The 22,415-nt window shown below is 44.2% G+C and carries 14 protein-coding genes and 1 pseudogene; 8 read left to right on the top strand and 7 right to left on the bottom strand.

Translation table 11 applies throughout. From position 1 onward, the window contains the following. The first annotated feature begins 259 nt into the window (after positions 1 to 259). Together BLS49_RS12760 and BLS49_RS12755 are read left to right on the top strand one after the other, a co-directional pair. Complete coding sequence (locus BLS49_RS12760; protein WP_091230755.1) at positions 260 to 1,783, top strand: histidine kinase N-terminal 7TM domain-containing diguanylate cyclase; 1,524 nt, start codon at positions 260 to 262, stop codon at positions 1,781 to 1,783. 40 nt (positions 1,784 to 1,823) lie between these two features. Further along, positions 1,824 to 2,882, top strand: a complete 1,059-nt coding sequence (locus BLS49_RS12755; protein WP_091230751.1) for an LLM class flavin-dependent oxidoreductase — start codon at positions 1,824 to 1,826, stop codon at positions 2,880 to 2,882. Positions 2,883 to 3,110: 228 nt separating this feature from the next. Here the strand turns inward: BLS49_RS12755 and BLS49_RS12745 are convergent. The 4 genes and pseudogenes from BLS49_RS12745 to BLS49_RS12730 all read right to left on the bottom strand — a co-directional run. Continuing rightward, positions 3,111 to 3,311 (bottom strand): annotated as a pseudogene (locus BLS49_RS12745) (hemin ABC transporter ATP-binding protein); the annotation flags it as partial. A 133-nt stretch (positions 3,312 to 3,444) separates the two neighbouring features. Next, complete coding sequence (locus BLS49_RS12740; protein WP_091230749.1) at positions 3,445 to 4,452, bottom strand: FecCD family ABC transporter permease; 1,008 nt, start codon at positions 4,450 to 4,452, stop codon at positions 3,445 to 3,447. Further along, positions 4,449 to 5,459, bottom strand: coding sequence for a FecCD family ABC transporter permease (locus BLS49_RS12735; protein ID WP_091230746.1), 1,011 nt, complete (start codon positions 5,457 to 5,459; stop codon positions 4,449 to 4,451). Before BLS49_RS12735 ends, BLS49_RS12740 begins: the two co-directional genes overlap by 4 nt. An 18-nt stretch (positions 5,460 to 5,477) precedes the next feature. Then, a complete protein-coding gene (locus BLS49_RS12730) occupies positions 5,478 to 6,446 on the bottom strand; it encodes an iron-hydroxamate ABC transporter substrate-binding protein (protein ID WP_091230743.1) in 969 nt (322 codons plus the stop codon). A gap of 202 nt (positions 6,447 to 6,648) precedes the next feature. Here BLS49_RS12730 and BLS49_RS12725 point away from each other — a divergent pair, with 202 nt between their 5' ends. Both BLS49_RS12725 and BLS49_RS12720 read left to right on the top strand, forming a co-directional pair. Next, positions 6,649 to 7,698 (top strand): NAD(P)/FAD-dependent oxidoreductase, encoded by a 1,050-nt coding sequence (locus tag BLS49_RS12725; protein ID WP_091230741.1) that lies wholly within the window; start codon positions 6,649 to 6,651, stop codon positions 7,696 to 7,698. Positions 7,699 to 7,887: 189 nt separating this feature from the next. Further along, positions 7,888 to 10,314, top strand: coding sequence for a TIM-barrel domain-containing protein (locus BLS49_RS12720; RefSeq protein WP_091230738.1), 2,427 nt, complete (start codon positions 7,888 to 7,890; stop codon positions 10,312 to 10,314). Between the two features lie 72 nt (positions 10,315 to 10,386). Here BLS49_RS12720 and thrC read toward each other — a convergent pair whose 3' ends face one another. Then, on the bottom strand, positions 10,387 to 11,775 hold the full coding sequence (gene thrC / locus BLS49_RS12715) for a threonine synthase (RefSeq protein ID WP_091230735.1): 1,389 nt from the start codon (positions 11,773 to 11,775) through the stop codon (positions 10,387 to 10,389). 261 nt (positions 11,776 to 12,036) lie between these two features. Here thrC and BLS49_RS12710 point away from each other — a divergent pair, with 261 nt between their 5' ends. The 4 genes from BLS49_RS12710 to BLS49_RS12695 all read left to right on the top strand — a co-directional run bounded on the left by BLS49_RS12710 (position 12,037) and on the right by BLS49_RS12695 (position 21,599). Further along, entirely contained in the window at positions 12,037 to 12,738 is a 702-nt protein-coding gene (locus BLS49_RS12710; RefSeq protein ID WP_091230732.1) for a response regulator transcription factor, read from the top strand. Positions 12,739 to 12,920: 182 nt separating this feature from the next. Next, complete coding sequence (locus BLS49_RS12705; protein WP_091230730.1) at positions 12,921 to 14,747, top strand: non-ribosomal peptide synthetase; 1,827 nt, start codon at positions 12,921 to 12,923, stop codon at positions 14,745 to 14,747. A gap of 17 nt (positions 14,748 to 14,764) precedes the next feature. Further along, on the top strand, positions 14,765 to 16,081 hold the full coding sequence (locus tag BLS49_RS24835; protein ID WP_175471400.1) for a glycosyltransferase family 4 protein: 1,317 nt from the start codon (positions 14,765 to 14,767) through the stop codon (positions 16,079 to 16,081). A gap of 4 nt (positions 16,082 to 16,085) precedes the next feature. After that, positions 16,086 to 21,599, top strand: coding sequence for a non-ribosomal peptide synthetase/MFS transporter (locus tag BLS49_RS12695; RefSeq protein WP_091230727.1), 5,514 nt, complete (start codon positions 16,086 to 16,088; stop codon positions 21,597 to 21,599). A gap of 102 nt (positions 21,600 to 21,701) precedes the next feature. On the opposite strand, the gene BLS49_RS12690 is transcribed toward BLS49_RS12695, so the two are convergent. Continuing rightward, positions 21,702 to 22,073: a DUF1304 domain-containing protein gene (locus BLS49_RS12690; protein ID WP_091230723.1), complete on the bottom strand. Its 372-nt coding sequence runs from the start codon at positions 22,071 to 22,073 to the stop codon at positions 21,702 to 21,704. A gap of 27 nt (positions 22,074 to 22,100) precedes the next feature. Continuing rightward, a complete protein-coding gene (locus BLS49_RS12685) occupies positions 22,101 to 22,394 on the bottom strand; it encodes a putative quinol monooxygenase (RefSeq protein WP_091230720.1) in 294 nt (97 codons plus the stop codon). Positions 22,395 to 22,415: the final 21 nt, after the last annotated feature.

Raw genomic sequence — 22,415 nt, 5'->3', positions numbered from 1 at the left:
ACATGACAAACTGATGACAGCAGTCACTATTCGGCAATAAGCAATAAAAGTATACTCCGTATGAGGACTTGGCTTGACAAGCCCAGATCATTATCGAGCGCAATAATAATCGTGGGGTGCAAATTTATTGCAAACCAAATGTAATTTTACCCAAAGAAGGTAGACTTAACACGATCAACCACGCTAATATCGAAGTAGGGACTCGACAAAAAGTATGATTTTATTTAGTAATGACCAATCAAAGGTGATGTGATCCACGATGAATGAAGTAGAAGTCTATACATACGGTATTATTTATCTGCTTCCTGTCCTCGTTTTTATTTTTATGGCGGCAGATGTGATTATACGAAATTCGAGGAAGACGGAGCACAGGATTGTTTTTCTGTTTACATGCTGTTATATATCTCTATTTATAGAGGAATACGTAAGACATCAGCTTCCGTTATCCTATAGCCCTGTACTTAATGCTGTGTGGTTCTCTAATACGGGGATTTTAATTCCGGGGCTAGGGCTGCACTTCATAGCAAAATTTTCCGGAATGGATAAAAAAATGCCTCGTTACCTTTATCCCTGGATTTTTTATCTGCCGTTCCTTGTAATCGTGATTAATCTGTTAAGTCAACATGAGGTAATCTCTTCTAGCAAATTTGTCCAAGAGGGACTGTGGAAATATCCTATATTTAATACCCCTTATTACATTGCACTTACAGTTTCCATTATGGTTAGCTTTTCATATATCATCATTCTGTATTTAGGCAAAAAAAATGCAATAGTCCGGGAGCATAAGCAAATTTATAACTTGCTGATGTTTGGTGTTGTTTTGACGCTTGCCTGGATAGCTGTATTTGGTTATTTTCAATGGGGAGACTGGTTCCCACCGTATTCTTATATATATGGCGGGTTAGTTTTCAGTTCGGTGCTTAGACTTGCTATGGTGAGATACGATTTTCTTAGCTTTGAGAGTAAGCGGTATGAAAAATTGTTTAATATGAGTCCAGCAGCTATTCTTATGATTGAACTATCGGGAAGAATCAAAGAAGCTAATCCAAGTGCAATTCAGCTTTTTCATAGCAGCAATTTGATGCAGACTTCCTTGTATACATTAGTTGATTCTGAGCTGGAGCATAGAATTCGGAGCAGTCGGGAAATCAAAGATTATGAGACGAAGATATGCACCGGGAGTAAAGTTATAGAGACGCTAATTGATGGTGATTATGTTACGGTCGATAATGTAGCACATATTATTCTTATTGTTCGGGATATCACAATGGAGAAAGTACATCAGGAGGAGATTAAGTTTTTGGCATACCATGACCCTTTGACAGAGCTTCCGAATCGACGTTTCTTCTATGAGAAATTGGAGGAAACCATTCAGGATGTGGTTGAGAAGGAACAACATCTGGCGATACTGCTTATTGATCTTGATAACTTCAAGTATACGAATGATCAATATGGTCATCAGGCCGGAGACGAGGTGCTGAAGCATGTAGCTATGTTGATCAAAAGGACAGCAGAGCCCATCGGTATGGCTGCAAGGCTGGGCGGAGACGAATTTGTGATGTTCATACGTGATGATCAATCGATGGCTTCTATAGATGAATTAATCTCAGGGCTCAGATACAGCCTGATCAAGGAAGAATTGGATTACATGGGATCAAAGCTCTCAGCCAGTATGAGTATAGGTATCAGCTTTTTCCCGGAGGACGGAAGAGATGTAGATACGTTAATGAATAAAGCCGATAAAGATATGTATCAAATTAAGGAAATAAGCAAGCAGGCATAATAAGAAATACTATAATATCCCAAAAATGGAGCGATATAAAATGGAGATAGGTATAAGTACTTTTGTAGAAACAACGCCAGATGTTCAAACGGGTCAGGTCATCAGTCACGCACAGCGATTGCGCGAGGTTGTTGAAGAAATCGTATTGGCCGATCGGGTTGGCTTGGATGTTTTTGGCGTCGGTGAGCACCATCGTAAAGATTATGCGGCTTCATCTCCTGCAATGGTATTAGCAGCAGCTGCATCCAAGACAACAAGAATAAGGCTGACTAGTGCAGTGACCGTGCTTTCTTCTGATGATCCGGTGCGTGTGTTTCAGGATTTTGCTACCCTTGACGGGATCTCGAACGGACGTGCGGAGATTATGGCGGGCAGGGGCTCTTTTATCGAATCGTTCCCGCTGTTCGGATATGATTTAGATGATTATGATGAGCTGTTTGATGAGAAATTAGAGCTATTGTTGAAAATACGGGAGTCAGAAAAAGTAAGCTGGAAGGGTGGACATCGTCCTGCGATTGATAATCTGGGCGTGTATCCTCGACCAGTTCAGAATCCGTTGCCAGTATGGATTGGCAGTGGGGGTAATCCAGAATCCGTCGTTCGTGCAGGTATGCTCGGCCTGCCGTTGGTGCTGGCGATTATCGGGGGAAGACCTACGCAATTTGCACCGCTTGTGAAGCTCTATCATAGAGCGGCCACTCAAGCAGGGCATGACATATCCAAGCTGCCGGTAGCTTCACATTCGCATGGTTTTATAGCAGAGGATACTGAGCTTGCGGCTGATAAATTTTTCCCTTCGACTCAGTACAGCATGAATGTGCTGGGTCGGGAACGGGGATGGGGGCATTACGATCGATCCAGCTTTGATGCTGCACGAAGCTTTGAAGGCGCTCTGTACGTAGGCGATCCCGAAACGGTGGCTCAGAAAATCATTCACCTGCGCAAGGAAGTGGGCATCACCCGCTTTATGCTGCATGTGCCGCTCGGTACGATGCCTCATGAGGATGTAATGAGAGCGATTGAGCTGCTGGGAACAGAAGTAGCTCCGCGCGTTCGAGAGGAGATATCGAAATGGGAGCAGCAACTAGGATTCTCTTGATATTTGTATACAGTGCCTGCAAAGTGAAGAGAAGCTAACTCATCATGGCGATATTCCGGATTACCGAATTGGAAAGCCATTAAACTCGGGACTGCGAAGTATTGTTCCGTATCGGATTCCTTGAATGCGGTCATTACACACAGACTTATTCTGAATGGCGTAGAAGTGTACAAATAAGAAAGACGGAGCTGGGTGGAAAGAACATCCGTAGCTCCGCCTTTTTTTGCATTATTTTACGTTATGAGCAGAAGAACTTAACTTACCATCTTCCATATGATATACCTTGTCGCAATATTGCAGCATTCTTTCATCATGAGTAACCATGATTGCGGCTTTGCCACGGGATTTAGCTTCTTTCGCAATAAGCCTGACGACCTCATGAGCTCTTGCAGTATCCAGACTGGCTGTAGGTTCATCCGCCAAAATAAAGGAACGATCATCCATAGCAGCCCCTCCTTTCTAGACTATATTATATCTGATGACATAATGGAGTGTTAGCATAGCAGGATACCCTTATTACAAATAAGACCACTGAATCTTAGCGATCCAATGGTCTAGAGTATTACTTTTTCAATAAAAGGTACATAAAGTATGGCGCTCCAATCAGAGCAACCATTATCCCTGCTGGAATACCCGAAGGTTCGACGATGTTGCGTCCGATTGTGTCTGCAAACAAAAGGAGCCAGCCGCCAATCAGGATGGACAGAGGTATAAATAATTGATTGCGTGGTCCAACGAGCGCTTTGGCGATATGCGGTGCCATGAGTCCGATAAAGGAAATGCCGCCCGTAACAGAAACAGCTGAGGCGGCTAGGGCGACCGCGGTCAATAGCAGTGTAACCCGTTCTCGCTCAATGGACACACCGACGCCAATAGTGACAGGTTCACTGAGTGAGAGCAGATTAAGGTGATTGGCTTTATAGAGCGTATACGGAATGAGTAGAGCAAGCCAAGGAAGCAGCGCCCAAATAAAAGGCCAGTCCGTACCCCATACGTTCCCTGCAATCCATTTTGCGATAAAATCTACTTTTGTTGGTTCGGCAGAAGAGATCAGCACGATCATGACCCCAGAGAGAGCCATGGAGAAGCCAACACCTATGAGCACTAATTTTACCGGTTGAAGACCTGAGGTTTTGTTATATGAGAACATATAAATGATGCATGCCGTCAATAATGCGCCTATAAAAGCAATGAAAGGCATTAAATATACAAAAGATCCAGCATGAATAGGTGCAAACAAAAAGAAAATAGAAATAGCGACGCCCGCTCCAGAGTTGATGCCTAATATGCCGGGATCGGCGAGATCGTTACGCGTTACTCCCTGCAGAATAGAGCCAGATAGCGCAAGAGCCATGCCAGCTAACAAAGTAATCAAGATACGCGGCAATCGAATGGAAAATAAAATGAATTCTTCCTTAAACGTCCCCTGTCCGAACAGAGTGGGGAGCAGTCGATTATATGAGAAAGGTGAGCTGCCGATACCCATCCCAACAACGATAGTCGCTATAATAAGCACCAACAAGGCGAGCATCAGGATACGCTGCTTTTTTACTAGAGCCGATTGAATCATGATAACTGTTTGCCCCCTTTATGCACGATAAATAGGAAAAACGGCAAACCCATCATAGCCACAATGGCAGCAACCGGTGTCTCCCAGGGCGCATTGATCGTTCGTCCAAGTGTATCAGCAAACAACATAAATGCCGCTCCAACAATTCCTGACATCGGAATGATGTAGCGATAATCCGTGCCTACAATAGCGCGAACGATATGTGGAACTAACAGTCCGATAAAAACAAGATTGCCTACAAGAGCAACAGAGGCTCCGGCGAGTAAAATAATGATGATAAAAAGAATGATCTTGATATGTTTGATTTTCAGACCTAATCCAATGGCAACATCTTCACTCAGGCTAAGAATCGTCAGCTGCTTCGACAGGAGGATTGTAACGATAACTCCTGCACCAATGACGGGTCCAATGAGTTGCAACTGGTTCCAAGTCGTCCCGATGATTCCACCGGCTGTCCACATCGACACATCTTTGGAGATTTTAAAATAAATACCGATACCTTCCGCGATCGCGTGAAGAAATGCCGATACTGCTGCACCAGCCAATACAATACGAAGGGGGGACAGGCCCCCCTTTTTTATAGAGCCGATACCGAACACCATTATTGCTCCAACTGCTGCACCGATGAAGCAGGCGATCATAATACTGAAATAATTAGCGGCGGGAATAAAAGCAATCGCAATAGCTAATGCAGCATTGGCTCCTGAGGTAAGTCCTAGTAGACCAGGGTCAGCTAACGGATTTCTCGTAATACCCTGCATTACAGCCCCGGCAATAGCAAGCGCCGCCCCCACAAAAATGGCCGCCACTTCACGAGGTAGGCGAATTTCCCGAATGATGGACAGCTTATCTCCGGTCGCATTGGATGTCAGAGCGTTCCACGCATCCATTGCAGTGGTGTCCGCTGCACCATAGATCAGGGCGACGGCGAACATGCCGATAAAGACAAGTATTCCGGCAATCAGCTTATATAAAAAAGGAATTGAAGGTCGTTTTTTCTCAGTCATCTGCGCCCCGTTACTGCCTTAGTTGCCAAGAAAAGATTTCTTGAAGAAGTCGAGTTGGAAATCAAGTGTGATTGGATCATTGAAGTAGAATTCCCTTGAATCAGCTTCAAACACCTGATTGTTCTTCACGGCAGGAATGTTTTTGTACGTATCTGTCTCCATGAAGGAGTTATCTGTCTCATTGTTTTTACTGAAGATCACATAGTCGCCTGCAAATTCAGGAAGAACCTCCAGAGATAATGCATAGTAGCCGTCTTTTAGCGCCATTTCTTTTACCTTCTCCGGCATAGCCAGCTTCATTTCCTGGTACAAAATTTCAGTACCGCGTCCCCAGTTGTCGCCGTACACGTAAATTTGCTTATCCCAGTTTTCGATTACCGAAACCGTAGCATCTGCACCGATTTTTGCTTTGATTTCTTCACCTGCGGAAGCTGCGCGTTGTTTGAAATCATCGATCCAAGCCTGGGCTTCCTTCTCTTTGTTAAGCAGCTTGCCGATTTCAAGGTGCTGTGTTAAGTAATCTACTTTGCCGTAGGTATAAGTTACGGTTGGGGCGATTTCCTTTAATTTATCGATATTGTTGATCGTGGATAATCCGATAATCAGGTCCGGATCAAGCTCGATGATCTTCTCTAAGTTTTCATCCGATACTTCTTCAACGTCCTTTAAGGTTGCATCGAAACGAGGATTCATTTTGGACCAGGATTCAACGCCTACCAGATTTACTCCGAGTGACATCACGTTGCCAGCAAATGCAGAGAGCACGATCACTCGCTGAGGATTAGCAGGAACTTCAATAGGTCCACTCTCGGATTGATAAGTGATTGTACCAGACGCCTCAGATTCAGTAGCAGCTGGTCCCGTTACATTTTCCTTGCTTGCATTTGCATTGCTATTACCAGAAGTGTTTGTGGAGCTGGCTGAATTACTGCAAGCACTGACCATCAGTGCAAGAATTAATGCGAAGGGGAGTAGCCATTTTTTCATTGAGTATGTCTCCTTTTGAATGTATGTCTAGTATTTGATTGATAATGATTATCAATTTCACACATAAATATAATAGGGATACTACTTCTTTGTCAACCAAATTATTTGAATATTGTATTTAAAATGAAAACAGGTTATAGTGGTTGCTAGTGAGAATGATTATCATTGAAAATATAAATGAATTGGATAAGGGAGTGAAAGAATGCAGCAGCATGAATTATTTGACGTAACTGTTATTGGAGGTGGGCCAGCAGGGCTGTACTCTACTTTTTATAGTGGACTTCGCGAAATGAAAACAAAGCTGATCGAATATCAACCTCATCTGGGCGGAAAAGTTCATGTATACCCGGAGAAAATGATTTGGGATGTTGGAGGACTAACCCCCGTGACAGGAGAGAAGCTCATCGAACAGCTTGTAGAGCAAGGATTAACTTTTAATCCTGAAGTGGTGTTGAATGAGAAGGTGGAGTCAATTACACGCGATGATGAGGGGATTTTCGTCTTGCATGCTGCTTCTGGTCACAAGCATTATTCCAGAACGGTGATTGTTGCTGTAGGTGGAGGGATATTAAATCCGCAGAAGCTTGAAATTGAAGGTGCAGAGAGATACGAGGTTTCCAATCTGAATTATACCGTGAAGTCAATGCAGCGATTTAAAGATAAGACGGTGATCGTATCCGGGGGAGGAAATTCCGCAGTTGACTGGGCAAATGAATTGGAGCCGATAGCTAAACAGGTGTATCTAACATACAGAAAAGAGGCTCTTTCTGGTCATGAATCTCAAGTGACGCAATTGTTGAATAGCTCAGCGGTGTGTTACCTCAATACTTCGATTACTAAATTGATCGCTGATGATGCTCATGAGACCATTGAGCGGGTGGAACTAACCAATCACAGAACAGGAGAAGTCACGGTTCTTGAAATTGATGAGGTCATTATTAATCACGGATATGAACGAGATACTGTCTTGCTTGAGAATAGCCCACTGCAGATTGAAATTGCAGAACAATACTACATCGCGGGAAGTGCAGCGAGCGAATCGTCAGTAGAAGGCCTGTATGCTGCGGGTGATATTTTAAAACATGACGGAAAGCTGCACCTTATTGCCGGGGCGTTTCAGGATGCAGCAAACGCAGTGAATAAGGCGAAGCAATACATCCAGCCGGATGCCAGTGAGTATGGAATGGTGTCGTCGCACAATGAAGTGTTCAAGCAGCGTAATAGGGAATTGATCAAACAAATGATAAGATAGACAGGATAAAGAGCAGGGGTGCGCAGGTCGCATTCCTGCTCTATGTGTTTCTAGTTATCTTCGGGTAAAAAATTGTTTATCGAATAGTAATGAATGGTATTGTCCTATGAGTCATGAGACTGTACACTGATTAAATATAAATGGGAAAAGGAGGATTAAATTCTGTCAGATTCATAAGGAGGGAAAAGAATGCAGGGTTGGATCAAGAAAAAGCCCGTGCTAGTCGGCTTGACGCTCGTTTGTGCAATCGTTATCATTATTTTAGTAATCGTTTTCGCAAACAATGGTAACTCAAACAAAGAGCAAGCTGAGCCACGTGCTACTAAGGCGGAAGAACCGGTAATTAACGGAGAAGGACAAGGGGCTGCAACAACGGGGCAAGACTATTTAGAAATGAAATCGGATACAAATGTGATCAGGATCGATGTAATTCGACCGGATGCAATCAGGGTTCAGGTTAATCCTAATGGTGTTGCCGAGCCTGACACACTGATTATTGCTAACCGTGATTTTGATCCTGTGGGTGCAACGATCGACGTTAGCAGCAATCCTGCTGTAATTACAACAGATCAGATGAAAGTCGTTGTAGATACAGCAAAGTATAGCATGACTGTCTACGATCACAACGATAAGCTGTTGATTGAACAGCCCGATTTGTTGGTCGGACTAAATGGTCAGATCGAATTCACTCATGATGCTAAGGATTCGATGTACGGCATCAGCGGCTATGATGCGACCGAGGGCTCCGATGATGGGATTATACTTGGGGATACGGAGATCGTAAGCGGTGGTAAGCAGGGTCATCCTGGAGCCCCACTCGTCTGGAGCAGCGCAGGATATGGGATGCTCGTGGATACGATTAATGCCCGTTATTACAATGATAATGGCAAGGTATCTTTCAAAAATTTATCCAAGCCGAGCGCGCACTACTACGTTATGGTAGGTAATCCGACGAGTATTATGAGCACGGTGTCAGCAATAAGTGGAACATCTCCTTTATTTCCGAAATGGTCTCTTGGCTTCATGAATACGGAATGGGGAATCGATGAAAAAGAATTGCTACAGCATGTGAATACATATCGCGAGAAACAAATTCCGATCGACAGCTTCTCACTGGACTTCGACTGGAAGGCTTGGTCAGAGGACAACTACGGGGAATTCCGTTGGAATGACAAGAAGTTTCCAAGTGGCTCATCCGGGAAGCTGAAGGAAACCCTTGATTCTAAAGGAATTAAGTTGACAGGCATTTTCAAGCCTCGGATACATGTGAAGACAGAGCAAGGGAAATATGCGACAGAGCATGGATTTTGGTGGCCTAATAAAAAGAACTATTTAGATTATTTTTCAAAGCAACCTGTAAACGATCTTAATTTTGAATTGCCGGAAGTACGTACGTGGTATTTTGATAATATTAAGAAGGCCTTTGATACAGGGATTATCGGTTATTGGAACGATGAGGCTGACGAGGGCTACACCACTGAACAATTTATTAATATGCAAAAGGGTCTTTATGAAGGGCAGCGCGAATATTCTGATCAACGTGTCTGGTCTGTGAATCGCAGCTTTTATCTGGGTGCACAGAAATATGCGTATGGTTTATGGTCAGGGGATATCGGTTCAGGCTTTCAGGTGATGGCAAATCAGAGAGAGCGTATGCTGACAGCAATTAACGTAGGTCAAGTCAAGTGGGGGATGGATATCGGCGGCTTCCAATCCGATCCTGAGCCTGAGAATTATGCACGCTGGATGCAGTTTGGTGCTTTTACACCAATTTATAGAGTTCATGGTAAAGAAAATATGCAGCGCCAACCTTGGTATTTTGGAGAAAAGGCAGAAGCGGCGGCTACAGAAGCGATTAAGCTTCGCTACCAGCTCATACCTTACATTTATTCCTATGAGGAAAAAGCATACGATACAGGAATTGGACTGGTTAAACCATTGGTATATGATTACCCGGATGATCCCAATACACAAAACCTTGTAGATTCGTGGATGTTCGGGGATTGGCTGCTCGTATCTCCAGTAGTAAGCCAAGAGGCAACAAAGTCGATTTATTTGCCGCAAGGCGAATGGATTGACTATTTCAGCGGCAAGGTTTACACCGGAGGACAAACGATTGCACTTAAGGTTGATCTAGAGAATTGGTCGGATATTCCTCTTTTTATCAAGAAAGGAGCAATCATTCCAACCGCGCCTGTTATGAACTACATTGGCGAAAAGCCGGTAGATGTAGTAACAGTTGATGCATTCCCGAGCTCATCTGAAACAGGTTTTGATTACTATGATGATGATGGTGCGACGTACGGATATGAGAATGGTCAATTTTTCAAGCAGCACTTCAGCGTTGTTGAGGAGAGTGCAGGCAAGTACAGATTTAGTACGGCAGCTCCTTTGGGTACGTACACGCCTGAAGCTAAGTATTATCTGATCAAGCTTCATGGAGCGGCAGGAAGTCTTGTGACTTCTAATGGAGCGGATATGTCGAAGGTTCAGGATCTGAGCCAGTTGAACCAATTGTCTGGAGAAGGATGGACAACGGGTAAGGATCAGTATGGTGAAGTAACTTATGTAAAAGTGAAGACGGGCGTATCCCTAAGTATTAATGTAACGAAGTAGTACAGATTTATTGAAGCAAAAAAGGCTATCCCTCAAGTAGAAACGCTTGATGGATAGCCTTTGGTTTTTGTATTAGAAAAATTTCAGCAATTGCTCTTTCACCGCATTATTTGATCCATCAACAAGGATCTGATGCTGAGGCTTGTCAAACAAGGCCTGAATTTGCGGCGGGAATGTCTGCTCAATTTGAATGAGCTCGATCGCTTCGTTGAACTTGGCCGGATGGGCAGTAGAAAGAGCGACCGTAACTTCACCTTTGTCGGTGAGTTTCTCGGCTGCTGCAACACCACAAGCAGTATGCGGATCAAGCAAGTATCCATATTCATCATGACTTTGTCCGATGGTAGCGAGGCATTCATCGTTCTCCACGCCATAAGCAACGAAATCACGTTTTACTTGTTCTAGCTTATCTGCAGCGATCACGATCTTGCCGTCCTGCTTGAAGCTGTCCATGAACGTGGTTACAGTGTTGGCATCCTCACCATGCAGATAGTACAGATAACGCTCAAAGTTGCTGGCAACCTGAATGTCCATTGAAGGACTATACGTCATATGGAATTCGCCTGGTTGATACACGCCTTCATTGATGAAGCGTTCCAGAATGTTGTTTTCGTTAGTAGCAAGGATTAGCTTGTTGATCGGAAGGCCCATTTTTTTAGCCAAATAACCTGCAAAGATATCACCAAAATTCCCTGTTGGAACACTGAAATTTACTTTGCCGCTAATTCCCTGGTTTACAAGCTGGAAGTATGCATAGAAGTAATAGACGGTTTGCGCAAGAATACGAGCGATGTTGATAGAATTGATAGCCCGCAAATGATAGCGATGCTTGAATTCTACATCAGCAAACAATTCTTTAATGATCCGTTGGCAATCGTCAAAGTTTCCTTCAACAGACAGGTTCAGCACGTTAGCGTCGTCGACGGTCGTCATCTGCAGCTCTTGCACTTTACTTACTTTGCCGTGGGGGTGCAGAATGCAGATCCGAATTCCTTCTTTGCCGCGTACTCCTTCAATAGCTGAAGCGCCGGTATCACCGGATGTAGCGCCCAGAATATGAATGATCGAATTTCTTTCCCGAGAAATGTAGGAGTACAGGTTACCCAGAAATTGCAGGGCGATATCTTTAAAGGCGAACGTTGGTCCATGGAACAGCTCAAGTACATGCAGCTTGTCATTCAAACGGCGAACCGGAGTTACCTCTTCGTCACGGAACGTTGCATAGCTGTCATTAACGAGCTTCTTTAATTCCCCGCGAGGAATTTCCCCATCAATATATAGTGAGAACACTTCAAGTGCGAGCTCTGAATAAGAGAGCTTCTGCCACAGTGACAGTGTATCTGCCGACACTTGTGGAATTTGCTTTGGAACGAGCAGCCCCCCGTCGTCTGCCAGCCCCATCAGGACGGCGTCTACAAAGCCAATGCCTCCTACTTTCCCTCGAGTGCTAATGTATTCCATAATGATCCCCTTTACGCATGTGATTTTCAATCATTGTAACAAAAAACGGGCTGATTTTGTACATTTTGATGCATTTCATGATGTTTCGGTATTTAAATGTAGGCTTGTAGTAGAACGATCACCACAAGGTTGATCCTCCCTAATTTGGTTCTAAAGAACTATTTTTCTATTTTTTTCATTAAAATACATCGACTAACGTTTTTATTTTGTAAAATAGAGGGGGATAACGTTTGCATTAACTTATAAGGGGGACAATGGCTGATGCGGGAGAAGATAATTATCGTTAGCGATAATGAAGGTTTACGCATTTTTCTAGTTCAGTTGCTATTAGATCGAGGATTCGACGTTTATAGCTGCCCGGTTCAGAGCCAGAGCGCCGTTGTCCTGATCCGAACTCATTATCCGGATCTTATTATTCTGGATATACCGATGCCGTCATCTGCTTCGTCTGATGTATGTGCTGAAATCCGCCGAATTAGTGATAAACCCGTTTTGTTCATGGATCATTACAATGATGACAACATGAAAATTTTTGGACTTAATGCTGGTGGAGACGGCTTTATTAACATTCCTGTCCATAATGAGCTTCTTATTACTCAAATAAAGGCGCAAATTCGCAGATACACTGGAGCGTTTGCAGTGAACCGTCGCAATGTGCTGCTTTTCCCCGGTCTGGAGGTAGACTTGAATGCCAGAACTGTCATGATTCATGGACATGAGGCGGTTCTTTCTGCCAAAGAATTTCAGCTCCTGGCGCTTCTTGCCAAAAATCCCAATCGAGTATTTCACACAGAAACCCTGTATAACCTAATTTGGAGCGAAACCAAGCTCGGCGATCTTCGAACGGTTATGGTACATATTTATTCCCTCAGACAAAAGATCGAGAAAAATCCTCATCACCCCCTTTATATTCATACAGTGAGGGGCTCTGGATACAAGTTTAACGGAAAGCTAGTTCAATAGAAGGGCATATCTGTAAAAAATAATATTATTTAGAGGGATTAACATTTTGGATTTTAACTGAATTTTAAATTCGGCTGATAATATGAAAGTAGTTGCGCTAACGTTTGCATCGAAATAGGACAAACCAGTAGTTATATGCCTTTATACCGTTTTTAAGAATAAGTATCTTGGGGAGGAACGTCATGAACGCTAATTTTAGAACTGTCTACGAATTATTTCAAGATCAGGTTGAGTGTAGTCCAAATGCACCTTGCATTGAGTTTGGGGAATCATCACTCACTTATAACGAAGTCAACGAGAAAGCCAATCAGTTAGCGCATTATTTGCAGCAGCAGGGTGCGGCGCCAGAGACGTTTATTGGTGTATTTCTTGAGAGATCCTCCGAAATGATTGTATCCATTTTAGCTGTGCTGAAGTCAGGAGCTGCCTATGTCCCAATCTCAACAACCTACCCGGATGATCGGATTGCCTATATTGTAGGTGAAGCCAATTTCAATATGATCCTCACGAATTCCGTACATGCAGAGAGAGTGTCAACGATTGTAGGTCACAATATCACTTCTTCTTCAAAAATAGTTCAGCTTGATGAGGAATGGACGCAAATTGTGACTGAATCATCGACAGAGAATCTGACTAGTCGCAATGAACCGTCCGATCTGGCCTACATGATATATACCTCCGGCTCTACCGGTAAGCCTAAGGGGGTTATGATTGAGCATCGAGGAATCCCAATTCTGGTTCATGAGCAAATTAACAAGTTTCTATTAAATCATAGTGATCGTGTTCTCCAATATGCGTCCGTTTCTTTTGATGCCTCTATCTCGGAAATTTTTACGACATTGGCAGCAGGAGCAACGCTGGTACTGCTACCTCAGGATAACCTCTACGTTGGAGAAGAGCTGCTATATATTTTGAAAGAAAAGAAAATATCGGTTGTGACGCTGGTTCCCTCAGTACTTAGTGGGCTTCCAGGCATTGAGTTGCCTCATTTGAAAACTTTGGTAACCGCTGGTGAAGCATGTACCAAGAAATTAATCCAATATTGGGCTCCTAAGCTTAATTTCTTGAATGCGTATGGACCGACGGAGACAACAGTCTGTGCCACTATTCATCGTTGTGATGCTGCCGAGGATGTGATTTCATTAGGAACTCCAATCAGTGACACGGCAGTGTACCTTCTTAACCAGCATTTACAGCCGGTGGCTAATGGCGAAACAGGAGAGCTCTATATCTCAAGTGTAGGTCTGGCTCGGGGATATTTGAATGCAGAAGAGCTGACGGCTAAACATTTTGTGAGCAATCCGTTTAATGATGGAATTAGCGACCGATTGTACCGTACCGGAGATCTTTGCATACAAGTGACTGAAGGTGTAATAGAGTGGGTGGGCAGAGATGACAATCAAGTGAAAGTATCGGGTATTCGTATTGAGCTTGGTGAACTGGAATATGCTCTGCGTGAGCATGCGTCGATTCAGGAAGCTGTTGTTACTTACAATTATGAGAAAAATACGATTGGTGCTTATATCAAGAAAGATCCACAATCAAAACTTAATATTAGTGAAATTCGTGAATATTTGCTTTTAAAATTTCCTCTATATATGGTTCCGACACGCTATAAATTTGTGGACGAGTTCTCACTGCTGACCAGTGGCAAAATTGATCGAAATAACCTTCCGCCTATGGATGACGTAAGACCGGAAATCGCCGATGAATATATCGCTCCGAGCACTTATTTGGAGAAGGAGCTAACGGCTATCTGGTGTGAGGTGCTGAGACTCGATAAGGTGGGCGTTCACGATAACTTCTTTGAGCTGGGTGGGCAATCGCTGATGGCAACCCAAATCGTCTCCAGAATTCGTGGCGTTCTGGGTATGGATGTGCCGCTGCACGTTATATTCGCCTCTAAGCCAACGATTGAACAGACTGCGGTCACATTGGAGCAATATCAGCTAGATCAGATGGATTCCACGGAATTAGAACGGCTGCTTGCTGAACTGGAGAACGAATAATATAGGGAGGGTTCCAAGTGAAAATATTACTGGTCCAATCAATGGAATATTTATACCCTTGGGGTGGAGCGCATAAAGCGAACCGCATTCTGATGGAGGGGCTTGTTGATCTTGGGCATGAGTGCCAGGTTGTTACTCCCTCGCTGGATATCGAAGGATTTGACGAATATCTGGAGTCAAAAAAAGGGACTCATGAGTTCGAAGTAGTGGAGAATATACCTGATGAGTTGTTTATCATACGTAAGAAGGGCGTCCTGGCCTATACCGTAAAGGGCAAATTTCAGGTGTTTCCATTTATCAAAAAGGTAATTGATGAGTTTAAGCCAGATGTTGTGATCGTGTCCGAGGATAACACACATCTTCTGCTGGAGACGGTGCTGGAGACGGGTGCGAGAACAATCTATCTGGCTCATAGCCAAGCTACGCTGCCATTTGGTCCGGAATGTTTTCAAGAGGATATTCCAAAGATTGAACTTTACAAAAAATTGCATGGCATCGTTTCGGTGAGTGACTATTTAAAAAAATACTTCGATCTTTATGCAGATATGGACTCTGAAGTCATATATTTCCCTTCTTATGGTCAAGGTCCATTCCCGAACCTGGCGAACTTCGATAATCCCTTTATTACAGTAATTAATCCTTCAGCGATCAAAGGGTTTTCCATCTTTATTGGATTAGCGCGGAAGATGCCGCACCTTCAATTTGCGGCTGTTCCTACGTGGGCAACAAGATCTGAGGAAATCGAAGAGATGCAATCTCTGCCGAATGTAACGATTTTAAAGCCTGCTGAGAACATTAATGATATTTACAAGCAGACGAAAGTGTTCCTCATGCCTTCCCTATGGGGAGAGTCATTTGGTCAGGTAGTTGTTGAAGCTATGCTTCGCGGTATCCCGGTTGTTGCAAGCCATGTAGGCGGGCTTCCTGAGGCAAAGTTATATCTTGATTATATTGTGCCGGTTAATCCGATTAGAGAATATATCAAGGAGGATGTGCTCGCAACCAAGGTTCCGGTTGCGGTCATTCCAGAGCAAAATTTAGATCCGTGGATTGAGGTTTTGAATAAACTGACTTCTGATCAGGAGCACTACGATACCCTGTCTGAAGATTCATACATTAAGGCAGCAGAATTTAATGCAGGGCTTGGAATCAAGGCATTTGAAAGCTACTTCCAGCGTGTAATTGATCATACAACTAGCATTTTGTCCGATGGAGATGCTCCCGAGCGGCAGAGCAAGGAGGGGCTTGGCAAGCAAGATCTGTTGGAACGCATAAGTAAGCTGCCTCCAGAGAAACGGGAAAAATTGTTAGCTACGCTTCAGGAAAGAAGGTGAGGATTTGAGTGAATTATTAGAAAGAATCAATTCACTTCCTCCAGAAAAGCGTCAGCAGCTGCTTAATAAGATTAAGGAGAAAAACTCTCGCCAGCAGAGGAAGAAATCCATCGTTCCCATGCCGAGACAGGAGGGCTTGCAGCAATTCCCAGTGTCTTTTTCTCAGGAGCGCCAATGGTTTATGCATCAGTGGGAGCCGGATAGCCCTGCTTATAACGTCGCTTGCGTGTTCAGAATCCCTGTGCAATTGAATGTGGAGTTGATGCAGCAGGCCATCAACATACTTATTGAGCGGCATGAGGTGCTGCGTACAACTTATAAAATGGTGCAAGAGGATACGGTTCAGGTCATCCACTCTTTCACTCCTGTTTTTTTGGAACATCACGATCTCTCTCATTTATCAGAGGGAGAAAGATATACCCGTAAGGATGAGATCATCAAAGAGAAATCGGTTATTCCATTCAGACTTGAAAGTGAATGGCCTATAAAATCCTATTTGATTACGTTGAATCCTCAAGAGCATTTCATGCTGCTTAACATTCACCATATCGCGTGTGACGGTTGGTCCCTAGGCATCATAATGAAGGAAATTCAGCAGGCATATGTGGCATTGAGCCATGACGAGAAACCGTCTCTGACGCCGCTGGATGTTCAATATGCGGATTTTGCATCGTGGCAGCGGGAGTATTTGTCGGGGGAAGTTCTGGACTATCACCAGAATTATTGGCTCGGCAAATTCCAAGGTGAGCTTCCAGTACTGGAGCTGTCTGCAGACAAACCAAGGCCACCTGTTAAGACTTCGAACGGATCAACTGTAATCAAGCCGTTTCCGGAACAATTCTATCAACATCTGGAGTCATGGTGCAGAGAAGAGGATGTTACCTTCTACATGATGTCCCTCGCAGCGTATGCCGTTTTACTCTATCGGTATACGGGACAAGATGACATCATTATTGGTTCTCCAGTAGCGAATCGCAGTCGTGAAGAGATTGAAGGGAATGTCGGTTTTTTTGTTAATACGCTTCCGATCCGGATTCAATTGAATGAAAATTCTACGTTCAGGGAAACAGTCCAACAAATTAAGCAAATTTCCCTTGAAGCGCAGGAGCATCAGGATTTTCCTCTGGACCAGTTGATCAAATTGCTGCCAATTGAACGTGATCTAAGCCATACTCCACTTTTCCAAGTGATGTTTGTTGTACAGAACATGCATGTGGGCTGGGGGGATGAAGAAGAGTTTCCACTACATTTTGGTGGTACGACGAATACGAACAGCTCTAAATTTGATTTGACTCTATCAGCCAATGCATACAATGTGCAGGCGGAGTACAGCACGGATTTATTTCATGAAGCTACGATAGAGAGACTGCTGGAGCATTATTGCACATTAATGAGAAGGGCATGCACTGAGTCGGATTGTTCAATTGCTGATATTGATCTGTTAACTGATACAGAGAAGCAGCAGCTTCTTGTGGATTGGAATCAAAATGACATCGAATATGATCCCGAGTTTGCTGTAGTGAAACGGATAGAGTGGTTTGCTGCACAACAGCCGGATGCCATTGCTCTTATGTACGAAGGGACCTCCTGTACGTATCAGGAAATGAATGAAAGCGCCAATCGTCTGGCACATGATCTTCGTTCCCGTGGGATTGGCCCGGATCAGGCTGTTGGTATTTTTCTGGAACGGTCGGCACAGTTCGTCATTGCTATGCTGGCTGTGCTGAAATCAGGGGGAGCTTATGTACCGCTTGATCCTTCATATCCGAAGGAGCGTCTGGAATATATGATACAGCAATCAGGAATGAAGGTGCTTCTGACTCAAGCAAAGCTGTCGGGTGATGTTCAGCCTGAAGGGGTAACCAAGCTGGAGCTGGATCATAAAGGGCTGCAGTCATCCCTGGAGTTATTAGATGCTAGTAATCCTGTGTTCCAGACTACACCTGACGATTTGATGTATATTGTGTTCACATCAGGTACAACAGGTGTGCCAAAAGGAGTCTCCGTAGAGCACAGGCAATTTGCCAATTACATTCAAGGCTTGATCCGACATTTGAATATTGAGACACCGTTAACCTTTGCTATGGCTTCAACATTGGCAGCTGACTTGGGGACAACCAATGTATTTGGAGCGTTGTGTACTGGTGGAACACTGCATGTATTATCATATGATCTTTCCTGTGATCCGGATGGGGTAGCAGAGTATTTTAAAGCGAATCGAATCGATATCATGAAGGTAGTGCCAAGTCATTTTGAGGTGATGATGGAGGCTGCCGAGCCGGAGAATGTAATTCCTCACAAGGTGCTTATCCTTGCAGGAGAGGCCCTGAGCTGGGAGACGGTACGCAAGATAAGAGAGCTTCGCCCTCATATCGACATTCAGAATCACTACGGTCCGACGGAAACAACGGTGTCCGCCTTTGCCTACAGGGTTCCCGAAGATATGGAGGAACCACGCTTTAACATCGTGCCGATTGGTCACCCGTTTGGCAATGTGAAGCGATACGTGGTTGATTCTCGCAGCCATCCTGTACCAGTGGGTATACCCGGCGAATTATATATTGGCGGTGCTGGAGTAGCAAGAGGATATTTCGGCAATGAAGAAATGACGCTATCACGTTTTCTGCCAAATCCATTTGCGGATCGTATGGAGCCAGAAGCGAGACTGTACAGAACAGGAGACCGTGTTCGCTATATGCCGGATGGAGCTGTGGACATTTTGGGCCGGATGGATCGGCAGATCAAAATTCGTGGCTTCCGAATCGAGCTGGGTGAGATAGAATCTGTTATTACCTCTTTTCCTTTTGTGACGGATGCAGTTGTATTGCTGAAAGAAGTAAGCGGTTCTGATAAAAGAATAGCATCTTATGTCGTCTTTGATTCCACTATAGATGGGGATCAACATCTTGCTGAACTTAAGAAGAGAATGAAAGAGAAGCTGCCGGAATACATGATACCTTCTCATATCGTTCCCATGGAGTCTCTTCCTCTGAATCCCAATGGTAAAGTAGATGTGAACCTGCTTGCTTCTATGGAGCTTGCGGTCAGTGTGTCAGATCCTAATGCAGCCAAGCCGCAAACGGCAACCGAACAGAGGATTTGGGAGGTGTGGAAGGATATTCTCGGAACCGAGGCCATCGGGATTGATGATAGCTTCTTTGAATTGGGTGGAGAATCATTTAAAGCGCTCAAGGTAGTTAGAAGGCTGGGAGATTGGATTAGTATTATGGATTTCTTTAAAAATCCAACGATTCGCTCTTTAGCGGAATATATCGACCAAGGACAGCAGTCAGAGCGTCATTTCCTCCATAAATTAACGAGACATTCTACGGTTCAGGGAGTCCAGGTATCGCTCGTCTGCGTGCCGTATGCAGGAGGCAGTGCAATTACGTATCAGCCGCTTGCTGCGCAAATGCCAGCCCAGATTGATCTGTACGCCATGGATCTTCCGGGACATGATTACAGTCGCAAGGAGGAGGAACTTCTTCCGATCGAGGAGGTCGCTCGTCTCTGTGTCGAAGAAATCAAACAGACTGTCAAGGGGCCTGTGGCATTGTATGGACATTGTGTAGGCGGAGCATTAACGATGGAGATTGCAAGACAGCTTAATGAGGAGAATTATCCTCTGTTAAGAGTATTTCTCGGAGGTACGTTCCCGATAGCGCGAATTCCGGGGAGATTCTTCGATCTCTATTCAAAGCTTTTCCCGTCAGATCGCAGCATGTCCAACAAATCATACCACGCCTTCCTGAAGGCGCTTGGCGGGTTTACAGAGGTGGAGGATCAGGTTGAACGGGACTTCATGATTCGTTGTCTGAGGCATGATGCGCGTGAGAGCGAGGACTACTACACGGCTGCTTATAATAATAAGGAGTTTCCGAAGCTTAGCTGTCCTGTTACTTGTATAATTGGCGAAAAGGACAGGGCTACCGAGCTTTATGAAGAACGGTATAAGGAATGGAGTTATTTTAGTGAACAGGTCGATCTGGTCGTCATTCCTCAGTCGGGTCATTATTTTATTAAGCATCAGGCGGATCAACTCAGTCAGTGGATTAGCGATTTAGTTGAGCCGGGGAATGAAGCATTCATTGAAAATGCAAGAAATACACCACAAACGCCTCCGAAAAAAACGGGTGTTCCTAATTTGAGTATGTTCTTTACCGTAATATTAGGTCAATTGATGTCCATTTTGGGCTCGGGCTTAACAGGAATAGCCATTGGAGTATGGGTGTTCGCCCAGACGGGTTCAGTTGCTGATTTTGCTGTCATTTCATCAGCTTCATTAATTCCTGGCATACTTGTTCTCCCAATAGCTGGTGCTATCGTGGACCGATACGACAGACGGCTGGTTATGCTGTTCAGCGATATTATGATGGCACTGCCTATAGCTGTTCTTGCGATATTGATGGCTACAGGGACGCTTGAAGTGTGGCATATTTACGTTACATCTGCAGTCGGCTCTGTTGCGCGTTCCTTTCATAGACCTGCCTTTATTGCGGCAATCGCGCAAATTATTCCGAAGCAATATCTTGGACATGCCAACGGGATTGTGCAGCTTGCCACATCGACTAGTGAGATGATATCTCCACTGATCGGGGTAGCCTTGTATTCGATGATCGGTATGACTAACATCTTTATTCTTGATTTTGCAAGCTTCCTTATAGCAATTGTTACGCTTGCGTTAGTGAGATTTCCGAACATGCTGTTCCATCGCAGGGAGGAGACCTTCGTCAAGGAAGTGCTCATGGGATGGAAATTCATTATTCGCAGACCGGGTATGCTGTATATGATTGCATTTTTCTTTGTCGGAAATGTATTATTTGGTTTATCTACCGTACTTATTCAGCCTTTGGTGTTATCTTTTGCAACACCGCAGGATTTGGCTACAGTAACTACACTTGGAGCTATTGGTGCGATGACGGGCGGCCTGCTGATGAGTATTTGGGGCGGTACAAAACGTATGGCGTCAGGGATGGTAGGATTCGTCATATTGGAAGGCTTTTTTATGATCATATCCGGGTTTAGGCCAAGTGTACTGATTACGGCAATAGGTATTTTCGGTGTATGGTTCTCGGTAACCCTCGTAAATACACATTGGCAATCCCTGATCCAGTCTAAAGTTGGCTTGGAGCTTCAGGGACGGGTGCTGGCAACGAACCAAATGATTGCCATGTCTAGTATGCCATTAGGTTATTTAATAGCGGGGCTACTGGCAGATAACGTGTTCGGTAAAGCAATGAACGAAGGCGGAATGCTTGCCGATACTTTTGGCCCAATCATTGGAGTCGGCCCAGGGCGGGGAATCGGTTTTCTGATTGTATGTGTTGGTATTCTGGTGATGATCTGGGCGACGATCGGATTCAACTTCAAGCCTCTTAGGTACATGGAGGATGATCTTGAGGATGCGATTCCAGATGCTATTATTGAGGATCGAGACGCCTTGCAGGAGAGACTGGATAACCAGCTGAACCCAAAGCAGCCTGCCACCGTTTCAGGCGGAAGCGGCGTTGAAGTTTAGTACAAATGATAATTATAAAATAATGAAAAAACGGCGATCTGCCGCCGGTATTATACCGGTGACAGGTCGCCGAGTTTTTTCTGCAAATCGTTGTTCATGTCATTACATCGATAACAGGACGAAAACAATGGCAATCATTGCGGGTAGGCCTTGCTTGATCAGTATCCCTTTGTTGGATGTTATGGCTCCGAATACTGCTGCAATAATTACACATGCCAGGAAAAATAGCTGAATCGACGTGTTATACGACGCTGGCGCAAATACAGTTCCCCATAATAAACCTGCTGCCAAAAAACCGTTATATAGCCCTTGATTGGCAAAAAGTGTCTTCACCCTTGGGTTTTTGAGAAAATCCTCTGTCAGACCAAACGTTCTTTGAGTAGTTTTGCTCGTCGAGAATAACATTTCCAGTAGCATGATATACACATGCTCAACAGCGACGAGTAAAGTGAAAATAATCCCCAATATTTCCATAGCCTTCTCCTTGTTTCGAACGGTTCTCTACTTCAAGCGCTGCCCGTCATAAATTTTGATATCCAGAGGTGCGGTTAAAAAGAGACCTGCCTTGGCAGAGAAAGAGGTAAAATGCTCGCTAGAATTATGTGAGGCTACTGCAGCCGAATCCTCCCATACTTCAACCATCGTAAATGCATGCTCTTTTTCCGTATCCTTATATAGTTGGTACGAAATATTTCCTGCTTCTTGTCTTGAGGCCTGAATAAGCGAAGCAATTTCCTCCAGAAAATTTTGTTCTTTCAAAGGGTCTACAAAAAATCCGGCATGAATAAGTATCATCTTTGTATCCTCCATTTGATA

Source organism: Fontibacillus panacisegetis (genome assembly GCF_900102215.1).
Classification (GTDB): domain Bacteria; phylum Bacillota; class Bacilli; order Paenibacillales; family Paenibacillaceae; genus Fontibacillus; species Fontibacillus panacisegetis.
Note: the sequence above shows the minus strand (reverse complement) of the source record. Positions and strands in the feature narration are given on the sequence as shown.